Source organism: Halomonas sp. AOP7-E1-9 (assembly GCF_052376035.1).
Lineage (GTDB): Bacteria > Pseudomonadota > Gammaproteobacteria > Pseudomonadales > Halomonadaceae > Vreelandella > Vreelandella citrativorans.
In genome coordinates this window covers 14,309-30,168 of record NZ_JBQSVC010000029.1, presented here as the reverse complement: position 1 = coordinate 30,168, position 15,860 = coordinate 14,309, and the positions used below count along the sequence as shown (strand labels likewise).

The window sequence follows — 15,860 nt, the reverse complement described above, 5'->3', positions numbered from 1 at the left end:
CAAAGCCCTACGGCTTAGACTTTATGGTTACGCCTCTTTTTAACGCGCTACGCTTGGCGGGAAGGTAGCCGCTCAACAATGCGCCGTGCCGCCACTTCGTCGGTGATTAACCCTTTTAACCAGCCGCCTTTTAGCGCCGCATGAATGCCTAACGCTTTATCGTAGCCACCGGCTATCGCGACCATAAGATGCTTTCCAAAATGCTCAAGCGGCAAGCTTGTCACGCGCCGAGTAATGGAGCAGTCAATGACTTCGCCTTGGCTATTTAACGGCCAGCCGAGCAGCTCCCCCACGGCTTCCAAGCCCAACAACTCATCAAGCTCGCGCTCACTAATAAAGTGGTCCTGGAACAACGTCGCCTGGCGGTCGATGCGCCCTACCCCAATAAACGCGGCTTCCGACGTCCGAGCCACATTGGCGATAGCTTGAAACAGGCGCTGGGAAAGCATTGCGTTTTTCTCGTCAATCGATTCGGCCACCACCGGCGCTGGCAGTAAGAACCGCTCACCGCCGGTTTTGTCAGCCAATAACATCACCGCGTCGTAGCGGTTGGCCGAGCCATCCCGGGCGACATTCCCCACCAGCGACACAAACCGGTGCTGGGGCCGCTCCGTTCGATCAAGCGCTTCTACCGCTGCCCGCACAGAGCGTCCACTACCTAGTGATAGCGTCAACGGCTCGCTACGCTCAACCAACTTGCCGATGCGCTCTGCCCCGGCAACACCCAGGTAGTGCGTGGCATTTTCCGAAGATGCCGTCTCAGCGGGCACTACATCGCAAAAGGTCAGCCCAAAATGTTCACGCAGCGTGTGACCAAGCGTCATGCAGCTCGAAATAGGATGGTCAATATGCACCTTCACCAACCCTTCCTGGCGCGCAAACGCCAACAGACGCTGTACGCCTGGCCGGGAAACACCCAACTGGCTTGCGATTTCATCCTGCGTTAGGCCGCCCACATACGACATCCAGGCGGCTCTGGCCGCTTGGTCCAACTTCACCTCAAATTTATCCATCGGTTGGCGTCCTGCCTTTCATTGATAACGTGACAATAACCATATTCACAAACGCGTCATCATACAAAGCTAATCATGCGACCAGAAGCCGTCTGTTCGCTACTATTGTTCACTACTGTTGTTCACTACTATGTCACCAGGTATGTCACCAGGCTGTGTTTTAAGTGCCATTTTTTTAAAGTCACGTTTTAACAGGAGCATGGCATGTATAAGCTTGCGTTTTTTGTGCCCATTGACGATGCCGAAAGCGTTAAAGAAGCCGTTTTCGAGACGGGCGCCGGGCGAATCGGCAACTATGAAGCCTGCTGCTTTCAAACCCGTGGCACCGGTCAGTTTCGCCCGCTTTCGGGTGCTGACCCGCATATCGGCGCAGTCGGAACACTTGAGTACGTTGAAGAGGTCAAGGTGGAACTCGTTTGCCAAGACACCTGCATCCACGCGGCTATCGCCGCGCTTAAGCTTGCCCACCCTTATGAAGAAGTCGCTTATGATGTTTGGCAGCTTGCCGAGCTTTAACGCTTGCTCAATCAGGCGCTACCAAAGTAACGTTCACGATCCTCAGATGTGATCGTGCCCGTATGTAGCGGAAAGTGATGGTGGAGCCGGTCCCGGTAGAAATGATGCAGCGTTCGCTCAATGGTTGGAAAGGCAATCTCATCCCAAGGGATTTCATGCTCATCAAACAAGGCGACCTCAAGGCTTTCAACGCCAGCGCTAAAGCCACCGACAAGCTCTGCGCGAAAAATCATATACACCTGATTAATATGCGGTAAATCAATCAGGGTATAAAGGTCGCCCAGGAGCACCTCGGCATGCGCTTCCTCACGGGTTTCGCGGGCGGCAGCCTGTTGCGTCGTTTCCGCGTTTTCCATATACCCGGCAGGCAGCGTCCAGTAGCCTTTACGAGGTGAAATGGCACGTTTGCATAACAAGACCTTGGAGCCACTGACGGGCAGCGTTCCAGCGACAATGCGCGGGTTCTGGTAGTGAATAGTACCGCAGGCATCGCATAGGTAGCGCGGCCGGTCGTCACCTTCGGGGACCGCGAAACGTACGTTATCGCCGCACTGGCTGCAAAAATTCATGGCATATTCCTACGGCTAAATGGCACACGTTATCGATGCTTGACGCACATAACCACTGCTGGGTAAAAAGGGACAAAGTGACGGGATACCCCATGTTAGAGAATCTACGCAAACGACTGCAACAGCTCAACCCTCAAAGGCTGGACCAATTTCAGATGCGCGAAGCCGCTGTGCTAATTCCTGTGGTTGATCGCGCATCGCCTACCTTGCTGTTTACACGCAGGGCAAGCCACTTAGCTACCCATAGCGGTCAGGTTGCGTTTCCCGGGGGCAAACGCGAGCCGGAAGATACGGATCTTTACGCCACAGCGCTGCGCGAAGCTCAGGAAGAGATCGCTCTTGACCCAGCGGTGGTCGAGCCGCTAGGCCGACTTTCAGATGTGATTTCGCTGCATGGCCTGCGGGTAACTCCGTGGGTGGGCATTATTCCACCGGACTTGCCTTTGGTCGCAGACCTCGGTGAATTAGACGCTATCTTTGAAGTCCCTCTTAGCCACTTTTTAGAGGACCAGCGTACCCATACAGATGTCATTCCTGTCGATGGCGTGCCTCATTACGTGCCTAGCTACCACGTGGATGGCCATGTGATTTGGGGGCTTTCAGCGATGATGCTTGTCGAGTTGTTAGCCGAAGGATTTGGCATGCCCATCGACTTATATCAACAACCCCCAGGTATACTACGGCACTATCCCGAACGTACCAGCCGACTGCCCGCTGACCGCCACCCGGCGATGTCCAAGAGTATACGCAAATGATGCTTTCAAACTTCACCACGTCGCCCGTGTTAACGCCCGCTGTACAAGTAGCGATTGTTGATGCGCTGGTGGAGCAAGGCTGGTATGTGGGGCGCGCGGCGATCAATCTTGATCTTTGCCACGCCTTACACCGTGAGCTTTCGCACATGGCCGAGCATGATGCGCTTGAAGAAGCCGGGATTGGCCGAGGTCAGCAGCATCATTTGCGCAAGGATATTCGCGGTGATGCCATCCACTGGCTGGACCGTCAAAGTGAAGCCCAACGCCACTATCTTGATGCAATGGGCGAGCTACAACAGTCGCTTAACCAGGCGCTGTTTTTAGGCCTTTTTGAGTATGAAGCGCATTTTGCCCACTATCCGGCGGGCGCTTTTTACCAGCGCCATTTGGACAGCTTTCGCGGCCGCGCCAACCGGGTAATTTCTACCGTCGGCTATTTAAATCCTCAATGGCCAAGCGATGGCGGCGGCGAAATGGTGATCTATCATCCTGATGATGCCAGCAAGGAAGTTGCCCGTGTTGTACCGGAAGCCGGAACGTTTGCCTGCTTTTTGTCAGAAACCGTTCCTCACGAGGTGCTTCCCACCCACCAACCACGCGCCAGCATTGCTGGCTGGTTTCGGCGTAATACTTCGCTAGGCGGCGTACTGGACCCTGCCCGCTAGGCTTTGTACGAAAACTGCTACTTAACCACTATCAAAGCGGCATACATACCCCAGAGAAGTCTTCTCGAAAGAGGCAGGCTTCCATGCCACTCTGACACAGCTGCAGTTAACTAACACCACGAACTTGCCATTGATTGTAAAGCCTTGCCAATCGTCCTTAAAAATCCGATATTTAAAAATATATTAATAATACTATTGAAAAACAGAGTACAACGACTACATTGATATTGTGTCAGATACGGAGCTTCACACAACCGTAACAAGGCTTTTTAATTGCAAACAACGCTTAAAGCATACTTTGCAACTGATCATCAAGCCTTTGACACCTAATGTATATTCTGCATTTTAAGGAAAGGCAGCGATTCAAGCATCACTGCCTGGTTCATAAACTGGATCGTTCTGAATCGTTAGCTTCCACTATTTGATTTAGACATCAACGTAAGATACTGAGCCTTATCAAGGAGCAAGAGGAATGAAAATGATCAAATCAGCCGTCATTGGTACACTAATGGTTCCTGCTTTCATGCTAGCAGCAGGTAATGTAAGCGCCGAAGAAACAACATCAACGACCGTTGAAGTTGAAGCAACCTACCTGACCAGTGTGCCAGAAAACGTTTTCTACTCAGACTCCCTTAAGGGCCATCATGTTAAAAGCACTGTCGAAGATGACGAGAACATCGGCACTATCCACGACCTGATTATTGATGAGAGTGGTCAAGTGACCGCTGTGATCATCGGTGTTGGCGGCTTCCTTGGCATGGGTGAAAAAGATGTCGCCATCGAGTGGGATTCACTCGAACTGATCTGGGATGCGGAAGGTAACAAATATGATGTCCGCGTTAACGCTTCAAAAGAAGCGCTTGAAGAAGCCGCTGAATTTGAGCGCGACGAAGTAGACGCGTAAAGCAGCCTTCGTACACTAGTTCTAAAAGCCTTAGCTTCTGCTAAGGCTTTTTATTTTATCTAGCGTTTAAAATATAGTGTATATTTGAGCGCTATAACGCAGTCAAACATGCACACCAAGCGCTTAGTATAAAATCAACAACATCAAATATTTTTACTTTTCAGACACCTTATAAAGCTCACTCTCTTCACCTTTCCGCTATATCAGCCTACACACTAAACGGCATGCACTAGCGTTTTATTGTTTTATAATTGCGCCCTACCACCCATTATAAAATTTTGGCTATTAAAAATAGCGCTACGTTATTAAACGTAGCGCTAATCAATAAAGTGCTAGCCTTTTAGCTGGGCCGTCATGCTGATTTCAGCATTGAGCACTTTTGATACGGGACAATTTTCCTTGGCCTTTTGGGCGGCCTCTTTGAAGCTCTCTTCATCGGCACCACTTACTTCAGCGGTGACATCCAGATGAATGTTAGAAATGCTAAAGCCTGCTGAATCCTGCTTAAGCTTAACGCTGGCAGTGGTATCAATAGCATCAGCGGTATAACCAGCCTCACCTAAAACTTTGGAAAGCGCCATTGAAAAGCAGCTGGCATGCGCAGCGCCAATCAGCTCTTCCGGATTGGTGCCCTTTTCGTCTTCAAAACGCTGTTTGAAGGAGTAATTAGCACTGAGAACGCCACTTTCGGTTGAAACGGTGCCTTTTCCATCCTTCAGTCCACCTTCCCAACGTGCGCTAGCTTTACGATCCATGAAAAACTCCTTATCAGTGATAGCTAAAGACCTGATTGATCAGTGGATACTGATATGATCAAAAAAGGTTGAATGGTCACTCGCATAGAGCAACTGACCACCCCGTTCAGCGTAGCTGATTTTTAGCACCGTGCCGAACTCAGATGATGAGTGCTTCCCAGGCCGCGCTAGTACTACTGTGTCATAAATAGACATGTTATCAATACGTATTGTGTCATCTGTATAGCGATTTCGCATTATGGTAAACGACGCACTTCACGACCGCTTCGAGACGTATCTTGATGAGCTAGCGCCTCGCCTGGGCCATGCTGATCGGGTGCAGGGTTTTCAGGATTACTGTCGTGGCTTGATGCTGCCGCTGGAACGCAAGAGTATCGAGCCCATCGCCGCCAGTGCCGATCCGGATAACGTTCAGGCCTGTCATCAGTCGCTGCATCACCTGGTGGCTCGCTCCGGATGGTCTGGCCGAGGGATGCTCAGTGGGGTGGCGCAGCAGGTGCTACCCTACTTGCTACCCCCGATACGACGCCTTTTTGGATTATCGATGACACAGGTATTCGCAAGAAAGGGCGACACTCGGTGGGCGTTAGTCGCCAGTACTGCAGTGAGATTGGTAAACAGGACAATTGTCAGGTCGCCGTTAGCCTATCGGTGGCGACCGAACAGGCCAGCCTGCCGGTCGCATGGCGGCTTTATTTGTCCACATCATGGACAAACGATCCGGCGCGCTGTCGCCGTGCTGGCGTGCCAGAAGAGATCGACTTTGCCACCAAACCGGAGATCGCCCTCCAGCAGGTGCGCGAGACACTGGAGGCCGGTATCACGCCCGGTATCGTGCTAGCAGATGCGGCTTACGGCAAAGTGACGCCTTGGCGAGAATAGCTTGCGGAATGGGGCTTGAGTTATTGCGTTGACGTGCCGGAGGGTATCAGTGTCTGGCCGCCTGGCAGTGAGCCTCTGCCTCCGAAGTGGTCCGGCCAGGGGCGACCGCCGACACTGTTCTGGTTGAATATCCCGGACACCTCAAGAAGAGATAAACTCTTCACCAACAGAGGTGCCAACCATGAGTCAGAAACGCAGTTACAAGCAGTACTCTCCAGAATTTAAAGAGGAAGCCATTGCTCTTGTCACCGAGCAAGCTTACTCCGTCCCTGAGGCGGCGAAATCGCTGGGTATTGCCACCAACCTGCTCTATCGCTGGAAAGACAAGCACGAGCAGTCGGTCAGTGAGTCGAAACCAACAGAAACGGAGCTGGAGGAATTGAAACGCCTTCGCCAGGAAGTCAAAACCTTGCGCATGGAGAAAGAAATTTTAAAAAAGGCGTCGGCTTTCTTCGCGTGGAAAGCCCGCCCAGCCAGGGTAATCAGTGCAGAAGAGCTCAAACTGTACCGGCGCACCAGGCTGCTGTTTGAAGCCAGTAAAAACAATCCTGGCAGTCGCGAACTGGCCAAACGGTTGAAGGAGGAAGGTTTCTCGGTGACTCGGTATCGGGTCGGCCTGGTCATGGAAAAACAGGGGCTGCGAGTGATACAGAGAGTGGCATACAAGATCACGACCAAGCGTAAACACAGCGATCGAGTCGCGGACAACCTGCTGAACCAACAGTTTAATCCACTCGGCAAAAATCAGGTTTGGGCTGGGGATATAACCTATCTGAAAACAGGTGAAGGCTGGATGTATCTGGCCATTGTGATGGATTTGTACTCACGCCGGATTGTTGGTTGAGCCATTGATAAGCGGATGACGACGAGTGTGATCTGCCGAGCCATGATCAAGGCTTGCAATCTCAGGCAACCACCGAAAGGTTTGGTCTTCCACAGCGACCGCGGGTCCCAGTACACCAGCAAAGCGTTTGCGAAGCTATTGAAGGGTTATGGCATACGAGCCTCAATGGGCGATGTAGGTGCTTGCTGGGGTAACGCGGTTGTTGAGCGATTTTTCGGCAGCGTGAAACACGATTGGCTACTTAAAGTACACCCGCCAACACGGGCTCACATGAAGCGAGATGTTGAGGCCTACATGAAGTATTACAACCTGGAGCGACTGCATTCATCGAAAGGTGATCAGGCTCCAGCGGAGTATGAGAAATTAGCAAATTAATGTGTCCGGTTTTATTGACCAGAACAAAGCAGCGTGGTCGCGTCGGGAACACTCTCGATGGCAAGGTCGATACCGATGAAGTCACGCATGGCCTGACTGTCATGGATGGCATCTTCAAGCGCTTCATCGGCCAGTCCGTACCATTGCTGAAGGAAATAGACCCGCAACATCCGTTCCAGACCAATCGGTGGCCGACCGCGCTTGCCCCCGCCGATTTAAGGAAGCAAGACGGCGACAACGCCTTGATTAGGCGTTGCCATGGCATTAGGGCATCCATCTGTGCCGGGAACCGTTCCCGGCGAGTGATCTTCTTCTTGTTCTGGTGCTCAGCCTGAGCAAACGAGATCTGCTTCATCGGAAACTCTGTCGGACAGTGGAAATTTCTATTTTACCCTGCCGGTGGCACTTAGGCAGCAACGGCCGTATTTATGCAGCGGTTCCCTATGTGCTTACTGCTAATAGGCTGGACTTTGCTTTGGGCGGCGATGGCTGGTTTATCATTGCCGTATTAGGGGCAACCTTTTGCTACGGCATGGCGGGCAATTACTCTAAAACACGCCTGGGCCATTTGCCGCCTCGGGTACTTGCGGCAGGCAGCTGCGCAATGTCAGCCCTGGTGCTTCTTATCCCCGGCATTTTACTTTGGCCCAGCGAGCCGATTAGCCCACTTGCCTGGGGCAATGCCATAGCACTTGCTGTATTCAGCACTACGCTGGCTTTTTTACTCTATTTTGGTTTGTTAGCCAGCGCAGGTGCCACGGCCGCCTCAACCGTTACATTCCTGGTACCCGTTAGCGCCCTGTTGTGGGGCTATTTACTACTGGGTGAGACGCTTAGCCTTCAGATCGCTATAGGCATGGTAATTACCCTGCTCGGCACGGCTGTGGCCACCCGGCTGCTGCGCCTCAAGCGCCACGCGCCTCAGCCACCAGCGTATCCCCCACATGAATAATGCTTCCTTCACCACGATGCAGCGTCGCGTTCTGTCCAAAATAAGCGCCTTTTAATTCAGGCTGGGTATTCAGGCCTATTAACGTTTTAAGCGGCTCGGCAGGCTCAAGTATCTGGGCCGTTTGCTGGTCTACCGTGGTAATTTTGCAGCGTTTACACGGTTTTCGCAGAATAAGTTCAAATGCTCCATTACTAGCCTGTAGCGCTTGCCAACCATCTTCAGCCCATGGCTTGTCGGTTTCGACCACAATATTGGGCCGAAAACGGTTCATGGGAATAGCCTGACAACCACTCTCCTCAAGGGCACGGTTGAGCGCATTGAGAGAGCCGGTTGAAGCAATCAGAAAGGGGTAACCATCCGCAAAAAGCGTGTCGGCGTCATCCCCGTTTAAAAACTCCGTTTCTATCGGACGTTTAAACTGCGTGTCGAAACGGACCAGGCTCAGGCCACTGCCCTGTTCACCTAAAGCAGCTTCCAGCCAGCTTGAAACGTCGCTGCTTTCAGGCCACGCCTTACAGTGATCATTCCAGACCTGAACAATACGCAGGTTGCCGCTCGGTTCTGCAAGCGGTATCGAAAGTGGCTCAACATGGGGGTGTGAAAGTACCAAGGCATCGGTGGTTAAGGCTACTTCTACCGTGGCTAGCGCAGGCCGCTGGCGTTGAGTCACAAAGCGCTGCTGTGTATCAACCAGCATCCAGCGGCGGTCCCACGCAAGGCCGGTGGGCAGCAGTTCACTGTGGGTAAGACTGATACCCTTTAAGGATTTGACCGGATAAATATTGAGCTCGGAGATATGCACGGTAGCCTCGATACAAACGAAAATGGTTACTCTAACCAGCCAGCGCGCTTATCACCAGTGCGGCTTCTCTTGGTAATAGCCCGATGAAAACCGGCTATAGCGTGGCGCCTGTTTCGATGCGATAGCCCAAGTCGACCGTATGATCAGCCACCGCTTCGCCCTGAATCCTGGCCAGCAGTGCTTGCGCGGCAGCCTCGCCAATGGCTTGGCGTGGCGTGATGACACTCGCAAGCTTTGGCGTCATTGCCTGCCCCACGTCGTGACCGTGGAAACCCGCAATCGCCATCTGCCCAGGCACGTTAATACCACGGCGCTGACACTCAAAATACGCCCCAACGGCCACGTCATCGTTGGTGCAGAAGATGCCATCCGTATGAGGGTAGTCGTTTAAAATTTGCTCTAGAAGCGCTGCCCCCACGCTGTAAGAGGAGCGTTGGCTGCTATGCAGCGTTACCGGTGTTAGACCGTGCTGCTCCATCGCCTGCCGGTAGCCCTGCTCACGTTGCAGAGTGCGCTCATCCAGCCTCACAGCCAGATAAATAATCTGCTGCCGACCATGGCGAATCATTTCACTCACCATATCAAACGCCGCGGCGACGTTGTCGTAGCCTACCGCCTGCTGTAACGGCTTATGATGAGTGTCCATGATTTCCACCACAGGAATACCAGCGGTTTCCAGCATTCGCAACGTGCGGGGAGTGTGATGATGGTCCGAAAGAATCACCCCATCCACGTTGTAAGAAAGCACCGATGCCAAGCTTCGCTCTTCAACGGCCGGGCTATACCCATAGTGAGACAGCATAAGATGATAACCGGCAGGCTCGGTTCGTTTCTCAATTCCCACGATGACATCAGCAAAGACCTGGTTCGTCAGCGAAGGAACCAGTACGCCAATAGAGTGGCTGGTAGCACGCGAAAGTAGATCCGGCGCTCGGTTGGGAATATAGCCGACCTGCTCGGCCACGCTAAGAATACGCTCGCGCAAGCCTTCTGAAACAGTTTCCGGGTCTCTTAGGCAACGACTCACCGTCATTTTGGTTGCCCCGACCTGGTCAGCAATAGTTTGTAGCGTTGGGCGTTTTTTCTTCAAACGGGATACTGCCTCTATAACAACGATTAGCTGGATGGCGAAGGTAGCCGCACATTGAGTGTGCCAGTAAATCGGCTCACAATCTCCTCTGGTGAGAGCGCAATGGACAGGCTAACGGCCTCATCATCACCCGGCGGTTGTAAATCGGCAAGCTGGCTGGCCAGCATGTTATCTCCTTTAAAGAAGTGCCCTTCTCTGGTGGCCAGGCGCTCACGCAATAGCTCAGCGCTCCCTTCCAGGTACAGAATTTGCAACGCTGAATCGCCCTTGCGCAAACAATCCCGATAACGCCGCTTTAATCCCGAACACGCAATCACCGCCGTTTCATTCCGGGCCTGGTAGTGAGCAAACAGTGACGACAGCTTCTCAAGCCACTCCTGACGATCATCATCATTAAGCGGCGTTCCACCCGCCATTTTGGCTACGTTAGCAGGCGGGTGATAATCATCACCGTCAATAAACGTAGCATTCATGGCGGCTGCCAACTGCTGGCCAATGTGGGATTTTCCGCAGCCGGAGGCACCCATCACCAAAATACGATAAGAAGTAGGGTTCATTAGATAAATTCTCCGAGCTTAAGGCCTGATTTGCGAGGGCACACAACCATTGTTGTCAGGATGACTGGCAGGGTGTGGATTGAATGGATATCTACAGCCTGAATACCGTGCTGTTACCGGTAACAATTGCTTAAAGATTAAAAGACCCAGCACAAGCGTGTCAAAGCAAAACCGCCCTTTTACAACCAACGTCTAGCGCTAGCAAGCGAACGTATGGCACGCTACATTAACCCATTGCATCAAGTAGGGAGCCGACATGCCCGCGTTAGGCTCTGTCTGAAAAGTGTCTGCGCTCGACAATACGGCGTTAAAAATTGGCTCAAAATACTCATTTACACATGTAAACTCCGTTTTTTCGCCAATTTTTGCCTTGTCTTGTCTTCGCTCGTCGACTTTTCAGACAAACCCTAGGACCTTGTAGGCGAGAGCCGTGCAGTGAGCTGGAACTTGATCATCATTAAAAGATGTCCCTATTACTCGTCCCAAAAAGGAAACTGCTATGTCTATCGAAAAAATTGCTTACCGCGCCCATGCCCACGCGACCGGTGGTCGTGAAGGCAGTGCCAAGTCGTCTGACGGCGCGCTGGACGTCAAACTCAGCACTCCCAAGGAGCTGGGCGGAGCAGGCGGTGAGGGTACCAACCCGGAGCAGCTGTTTGCGGCGGGTTACTCTGCATGCTTTTTAGGCGCTCTAAAACACGTTGCCAGCCAGGAAAAAGTAACGCTTCCCCAGGATACCTCCATTGAAGGCAACGTAGGTATTGGTGCCATTCCTACCGGTTTTGGTATCGAAGTCGAGCTAACAATCAGCCTGCCCGGCATTGATAAGAGCATCGCCCAGGATCTGGTCGACAAAGCCCATGTCGTATGCCCTTACTCCAACGCTACCCGTGGCAATATCGACGTTACCCTAACGCTTGCTTAACGTTTTAGCGTTAACCACCCGTTAATTATTAAGCGCACGCTCCACTGCTCCGCTGGCATGCAGGGCAGTGGTATCGTAAAGCGGCACAGCGGTATGTGCTTGCTCTACCAGTAAGGCAATTTCTGTACAGCCTAGAATGACCGCCTGAGCGCCTTGTTGATGCAGGCTGGCGATCACCTTCAGATAGTGCTCACGGGAGTCATCGTTGATCTTCCCTTGGCATAGCTCATCGAAAATAATGCGATGAACTGCCTCGCGTTGCCCCTCCTCTGGCACCACGACCTCAATGCAAAATGTGTCCCGCAAACGCGCCTTGTAGAAATCCTGTTCCATCGTAAAGCGCGTACCCAACAAGCCAACACGCGTTATACCGTCCTTTCGCAGCTGCTCTGCGGTCGCATCAGCGATGTGTAACAGCGGGATGCTGATAGCGTGCTCAATCGCGGGTGCCACTTTATGCATGGTATTGGTGGCCAGCAGTAAAAAGTCAGCGCCGGCCCGCTCAATATTGTGCGCCGCCTCAGCAAGGATTTTTCCAGCGGTTTCCCAATCGCCCTGCTTTTGCAGCGCCTCAATCTCAGCAAAATCGACACTCACCATGGCAATTTTGGCCGAGTGGAGACCGCCCAGCGCGTGTTTTACGCCCTCGTTCAAGGCGCGATAATAGCTTTGCGTGGACTCCCAGCTCATTCCGCCCAGCACCCCAATGGTTTGCATGATTGTCTCCCTGGTGACTTATCCGTCATTTTATTATACGGCTAATTATTCTCGCCCCTTGTACCTGCGTTTTACTACCCTCATAGAGTACCTATCGCGTTTGAATTGATTATTTTTACCACCGGGCGCTGCCCGCGACACGACACAGCGAGGCCATGATGAGCGATACGTCTTACACCCCACCGCGCGTTTGGAAATGGGAACCGGGCAATGGCGGTAAATTTGCCAACATTAACCGTCCTATCGCAGGGCCTACTCACGATAAAGCGCTGCCCGTTGGTAAACACCCGCTTCAGCTCTACTCATTGGCCACCCCCAATGGCGTTAAAGTGACCATCATGCTTGAGGAGCTATTAGCAAAAGGCATCGAAGCCGCTGAGTATGATGCTTACTTGATCCAAATCGGTGAAGGCGACCAGTTCGGCAGCGGATTTGTAGACGTTAATCCCAACTCCAAAATCCCGGCGTTGATGGACCACAGCACTAACCCGCCTCAGCGCGTTTTTGAGTCAGGCGCTATTCTTCTCTACTTGGCTGAAAAATTCTCCGCCTTCCTACCAACCGACCCAGCCAAGCGTACCGAGTGCCTTTCCTGGTTATTCTGGCAGATGGGCAGCGGCCCGATACTCGGCGGTGGCTTTGGTCACTTCTACGCTTACGCGCCTGAAAAGTACCAGTACCCTATCGACCGTTACACGATGGAAATAAAGCGCCAGCTCGATGTACTTGACCGCCATTTGGCCAATAACCGCTACATGGCCGGTGATGAGTACACCATTGCGGATATGGCGATTTACCCCTGGTATGGCGCCCTGGTGAAAAACCGCGTTTACGAAGCGGCTGAGTTTTTGGAAGCGCACACCTATACACATGTGCTCCGCTGGGCAGAAGAACTTGATACACGCCCCGCCGTACAGCGTGGTCGTATGGTTAACCGCACATTTGGCGAGCCCAGCGAACAGCTGCATGAACGCCACGATGCCAGCGACTTTGAGCATAAAACCCAGGATAAGCTATAGCGTATAAGGGTTAGCCAAGCAGCTAGCCACGGCATAAAAAACGGCCCACGGGCCGTTTTTTATATGCGCTCACAAACTAGTAATAGCAAATCGCTCTCTGCCAGAAAGGGTGGGTGGCACGAACCGAAGCCTCCCAAACCTCTAGAAGCGCACGAGTGGCGTTATTTATCGTCACTTGAGCATGGGTTAAGGACCTCAATCCACCAGGCAGGATGCATAGCATCAAAATCTGTGCGGATATTAGTGGGCAGATAGCTGGCGGAATCCAGCACCACAGGCTGACCATTGATGCGCTGAAATACCACCCAGTGCCAAAAGTGTATGCCCTCCTTTTGATAGGGTTTAATCGCCAGCAGTGCCAGCGCCGGTAGCGCCTGCCACGTGGTAAAAGGTGTTTCCTCAGACGAGGTAGCTACACCCGCTTGGGCCAGCATCTGGCGCACATACTGGGTATCGGACCACAGCGATTCATCGTCTGCGGCAATGCCCATCGCGTTCGCAATGGCCTTCATCTCTGGGTAGGTTTTACCCAGAATAGCCGCTACAGAAGCAATTCCGCAGCCGGTCTGTTCTTCCTGAATAACCGGGTTTAGCATCTTTTGACCTTAATGACATAACAAATTGTAGTAAAAGAGAAAAGCAGAGGCAGCACAAGGTGATTGGCTAGAAATCCAAAGCAACGAATTGGAAACAATGTACCGCTCTGGCGAATCATTAATAAGTAACGACGCAAAGCGCCGATCCCCGTTTTGTGATAAAGTAACGCTCTTGGTATACGCGTTATCAAGTACTTTTCCCTTGTTTCCCCCATTCGAGCATCTTCTTCCGGTGTTTTCTCGATACCTCGCGTTCAATTAGCGGCCCGCCCGCCCCAGGCCTTCTGTTTCACTCACAGATACAGATGCAGCCTTCATCATATTGCGCTCTCGGCACATCCGATCTTTTGCGCATCACTATAGAGCTTGATGGCATCACCATACGGGTTGAGCTGCGCTTTTTTTCGCGCTTCATCGTCGTCGGGCCAACGTTGGCTCAATGTACGATACAGCGACTGAAAACAGGAAATACTATGACGTTTAGAGTTGCCATTCTAGGTGCTGGCCCAAGCGGCCTAGCCCAATTACGTGCTTTTGAAGCAGCCCAGCGCGATGGCGCAGATATCCCTGAGATTGTTTGCTACGAGAAGCAGAGCAACTGGGGCGGCATGTGGAACTACACATGGCGCACCGGTCTGGACGCATACGGCGAGCCAGTTCACGGCAGCATGTACCGCTATCTCTGGTCTAATGGCCCTAAAGAGTGCCTGGAATTCGCGGATTACAGCTTTGAAGAGCATTTTGGCCGCCCGATCGCCTCCTACCCCCCGCGCGCGGTGCTACGCGACTACATCATGGGGCGCGTCGCCAAGAGCAATATGCGCCAGCACATCCGTTTCAATACAGCGGTACATTGGGTTGAATATGACGAAGATACCGGCAAGTTCTCGGTTACCGTTCGGGATCTAAAACAGGACGCGCTGAGTACTGAAGCATTCGATCATGTGATTGTCGCCACAGGCCACTTTTCGACCCCCAATGCACCTTACTTTGAAGGCCTGGAACAGTTTCCCGGCCGTGTGTTGCACGCCCATGATTTCCGTGACGCCTGCGAGTTTCAGGGCAAGGATTTGCTGCTGATTGGCAGCAGCTACTCTGCAGAAGATATCGGCACTCAGTGCCACAAGTACGGTGCCAAATCAGTGACTTTCAGCTATCGCTCCAAGCCCATGGGGTTTGATTGGCCAGCATCGTTTGCCGAGGTGCCGCTGCTTACTGGCGTAGAAGGCAAGACAGCTCACTTCAAGGATGGCACCCGTAAAACGGTCGATGCAATTATCCTGTGCACGGGGTATCAGCATCACTTTCCGTTCCTACCCAACGAGCTGTCGTTGAACACACACAACCGGCTCTACCCGGAAGGTCTGTACAAGGGGATCGCTTCCCTGGCCAATCCGAAGTTGTTCTTCCTTGGCATGCAGGACCAGTACTACACCTTCAACATGTTTGATGCGCAAGCCTGGTATGCCCGAGACCTTATACTTAACCGCATCAAGCTGCCCACCAACGATGCCATGTTGGCCGATACACAGAAATGGGTGGCACGTGAGGAGCAGGTTGCTAATCCTTTTGAGGCCATTGATTTTCAAGCGGCCTATATCCTCAATTTGCTTGAGCCTACCGACTACCCACCTTTTGATGTCACTGGCGTTGCCGATATCTTCAAGGAGTGGGAGCACCATAAGGAAGCGGACATCCTTGGTTACCGTAACAAGAGCTACCGCTCTACGCTGACGGGTACCTTGGCACCTGCGCACCATACGCCATGGATGAGTGCTATGGACGATTCGTTAGAAGCCTTCCTGCAGGAAGAGCAAGTCCCATCAACCGACCCTGCTTAAGTGGGGCCAACCTGGGGCGGATATGTTCGCGCCTCACCTCACCTAGCATACAGCGGCGCGAAAGTCAACCTATACTGTTGGAG

Annotated in this window: 15 protein-coding genes and 4 pseudogenes; 10 read left to right on the top strand and 9 right to left on the bottom strand. The window is 52.5% G+C overall.

Translation table 11 applies throughout. The annotated features are described in order from the left end of the window. Nucleotides 1-47: 47 nt before the first annotated feature. The gene (locus ACT3R4_RS14465; protein WP_441679408.1) at nt 48-1,013 is read right to left on the bottom strand and encodes a sugar-binding transcriptional regulator; all 966 of its coding nucleotides are present in this window, start codon (nt 1,011-1,013) and stop codon (nt 48-50) included. 204 nt (nt 1,014-1,217) lie between these two features. Here ACT3R4_RS14465 and ACT3R4_RS14460 point away from each other — a divergent pair, with 204 nt between their 5' ends. Next, nucleotides 1,218-1,529, top strand: a complete 312-nt coding sequence (locus ACT3R4_RS14460; protein WP_441679409.1) for a YqfO family protein — start codon at nt 1,218-1,220, stop codon at nt 1,527-1,529. 11 nt (nt 1,530-1,540) lie between these two features. Here the strand turns inward: ACT3R4_RS14460 and ACT3R4_RS14455 are convergent, their stop codons facing one another. Next, a complete protein-coding gene (locus ACT3R4_RS14455) occupies nt 1,541-2,098 on the bottom strand; it encodes an NUDIX hydrolase (protein WP_192528441.1) in 558 nt (185 codons plus the stop codon). A gap of 92 nt (nt 2,099-2,190) precedes the next feature. Between ACT3R4_RS14455 and ACT3R4_RS14450 the strand changes: the two genes are divergently transcribed. The 3 genes from ACT3R4_RS14450 (at nt 2,191) to ACT3R4_RS14440 (ending at nt 4,422) form a co-directional block, all read left to right on the top strand. Next, the gene (locus ACT3R4_RS14450) at nt 2,191-2,853 is read left to right on the top strand and encodes a CoA pyrophosphatase (protein WP_441679411.1); all 663 of its coding nucleotides are present in this window, start codon (nt 2,191-2,193) and stop codon (nt 2,851-2,853) included. Continuing rightward, nucleotides 2,850-3,518: a 2OG-Fe(II) oxygenase gene (locus tag ACT3R4_RS14445; RefSeq protein WP_441679413.1), complete on the top strand. Its 669-nt coding sequence runs from the start codon at nt 2,850-2,852 to the stop codon at nt 3,516-3,518. Before ACT3R4_RS14450 ends, ACT3R4_RS14445 begins: the two co-directional genes overlap by 4 nt. Nucleotides 3,519-3,990: 472 nt before the next feature. Further along, entirely contained in the window at nt 3,991-4,422 is a 432-nt protein-coding gene (locus tag ACT3R4_RS14440; RefSeq protein ID WP_087111734.1) for a PRC-barrel domain-containing protein, read from the top strand. 332 nt (nt 4,423-4,754) lie between these two features. Here ACT3R4_RS14440 and ACT3R4_RS14435 read toward each other — a convergent pair whose 3' ends face one another. Then, a complete protein-coding gene (locus ACT3R4_RS14435) occupies nt 4,755-5,177 on the bottom strand; it encodes an OsmC family protein (protein ID WP_087111732.1) in 423 nt (140 codons plus the stop codon). A 238-nt stretch (nt 5,178-5,415) separates the two neighbouring features. Between ACT3R4_RS14435 and ACT3R4_RS14430 the strand changes: the two are divergent. After that, nucleotides 5,416-6,176 (top strand): annotated as a pseudogene (locus ACT3R4_RS14430) (IS701 family transposase); the annotation flags it as partial. 64 nt (nt 6,177-6,240) lie between these two features. Continuing rightward, nucleotides 6,241-7,278: pseudogene (locus ACT3R4_RS14425) on the top strand (IS3 family transposase). A 26-nt stretch (nt 7,279-7,304) separates the two neighbouring features. Here the strand turns inward: ACT3R4_RS14425 and ACT3R4_RS14420 are convergent. Continuing rightward, nucleotides 7,305-7,633, bottom strand: a pseudogene (locus ACT3R4_RS14420) (transposase); the annotation flags it as partial. Between the two features lie 87 nt (nt 7,634-7,720). Here ACT3R4_RS14420 and ACT3R4_RS14415 point away from each other — a divergent pair. Beyond that, nucleotides 7,721-8,230 (top strand): annotated as a pseudogene (locus ACT3R4_RS14415) (DMT family transporter); the annotation flags it as partial. Here ACT3R4_RS14415 and ACT3R4_RS14410 read toward each other — a convergent pair. From ACT3R4_RS14410 to ACT3R4_RS14400, 3 genes are all read right to left on the bottom strand, one after another. Then, nucleotides 8,184-9,032 (bottom strand): MOSC domain-containing protein, encoded by an 849-nt coding sequence (locus tag ACT3R4_RS14410; protein WP_441679415.1) that lies wholly within the window; start codon nt 9,030-9,032, stop codon nt 8,184-8,186. The pseudogene ACT3R4_RS14415 and the gene ACT3R4_RS14410 overlap by 47 nt on opposite strands. Before the next feature lie 94 nt (nt 9,033-9,126). Continuing rightward, nucleotides 9,127-10,122: a gluconate operon transcriptional repressor GntR gene (gntR, locus tag ACT3R4_RS14405; RefSeq protein ID WP_087111728.1), complete on the bottom strand. Its 996-nt coding sequence runs from the start codon at nt 10,120-10,122 to the stop codon at nt 9,127-9,129. Nucleotides 10,123-10,148: 26 nt separating this feature from the next. After that, nucleotides 10,149-10,679, bottom strand: coding sequence for a gluconokinase (locus ACT3R4_RS14400; protein WP_087111726.1), 531 nt, complete (start codon nt 10,677-10,679; stop codon nt 10,149-10,151). A 499-nt stretch (nt 10,680-11,178) separates the two neighbouring features. On the opposite strand from ACT3R4_RS14400, the gene ACT3R4_RS14395 reads away from it, so the two are divergent. After that, complete coding sequence (locus tag ACT3R4_RS14395) at nt 11,179-11,604, top strand: organic hydroperoxide resistance protein (RefSeq protein ID WP_192528435.1); 426 nt, start codon at nt 11,179-11,181, stop codon at nt 11,602-11,604. Between the two features lie 21 nt (nt 11,605-11,625). Here ACT3R4_RS14395 and ACT3R4_RS14390 read toward each other — a convergent pair whose 3' ends face one another. After that, entirely contained in the window at nt 11,626-12,321 is a 696-nt protein-coding gene (locus ACT3R4_RS14390) for an aspartate/glutamate racemase family protein (RefSeq protein WP_441679418.1), read from the bottom strand. 158 nt (nt 12,322-12,479) lie between these two features. On the opposite strand from ACT3R4_RS14390, the gene yghU reads away from it, so the two are divergent. Continuing rightward, nucleotides 12,480-13,340, top strand: coding sequence for a glutathione-dependent disulfide-bond oxidoreductase (gene yghU, locus ACT3R4_RS14385; RefSeq protein ID WP_441679420.1), 861 nt, complete (start codon nt 12,480-12,482; stop codon nt 13,338-13,340). Nucleotides 13,341-13,501: 161 nt separating this feature from the next. Here yghU and ACT3R4_RS14380 read toward each other — a convergent pair whose 3' ends face one another. After that, nucleotides 13,502-13,936: a hypothetical protein gene (locus tag ACT3R4_RS14380; RefSeq protein WP_441679422.1), complete on the bottom strand. Its 435-nt coding sequence runs from the start codon at nt 13,934-13,936 to the stop codon at nt 13,502-13,504. 473 nt (nt 13,937-14,409) lie between these two features. On the opposite strand from ACT3R4_RS14380, the gene ACT3R4_RS14375 reads away from it, so the two are divergent. Next, nucleotides 14,410-15,777, top strand: a complete 1,368-nt coding sequence (locus tag ACT3R4_RS14375; RefSeq protein WP_087111714.1) for a trimethylamine monooxygenase — start codon at nt 14,410-14,412, stop codon at nt 15,775-15,777. The last annotated feature ends 83 nt before the right edge of the window (nt 15,778-15,860 follow it).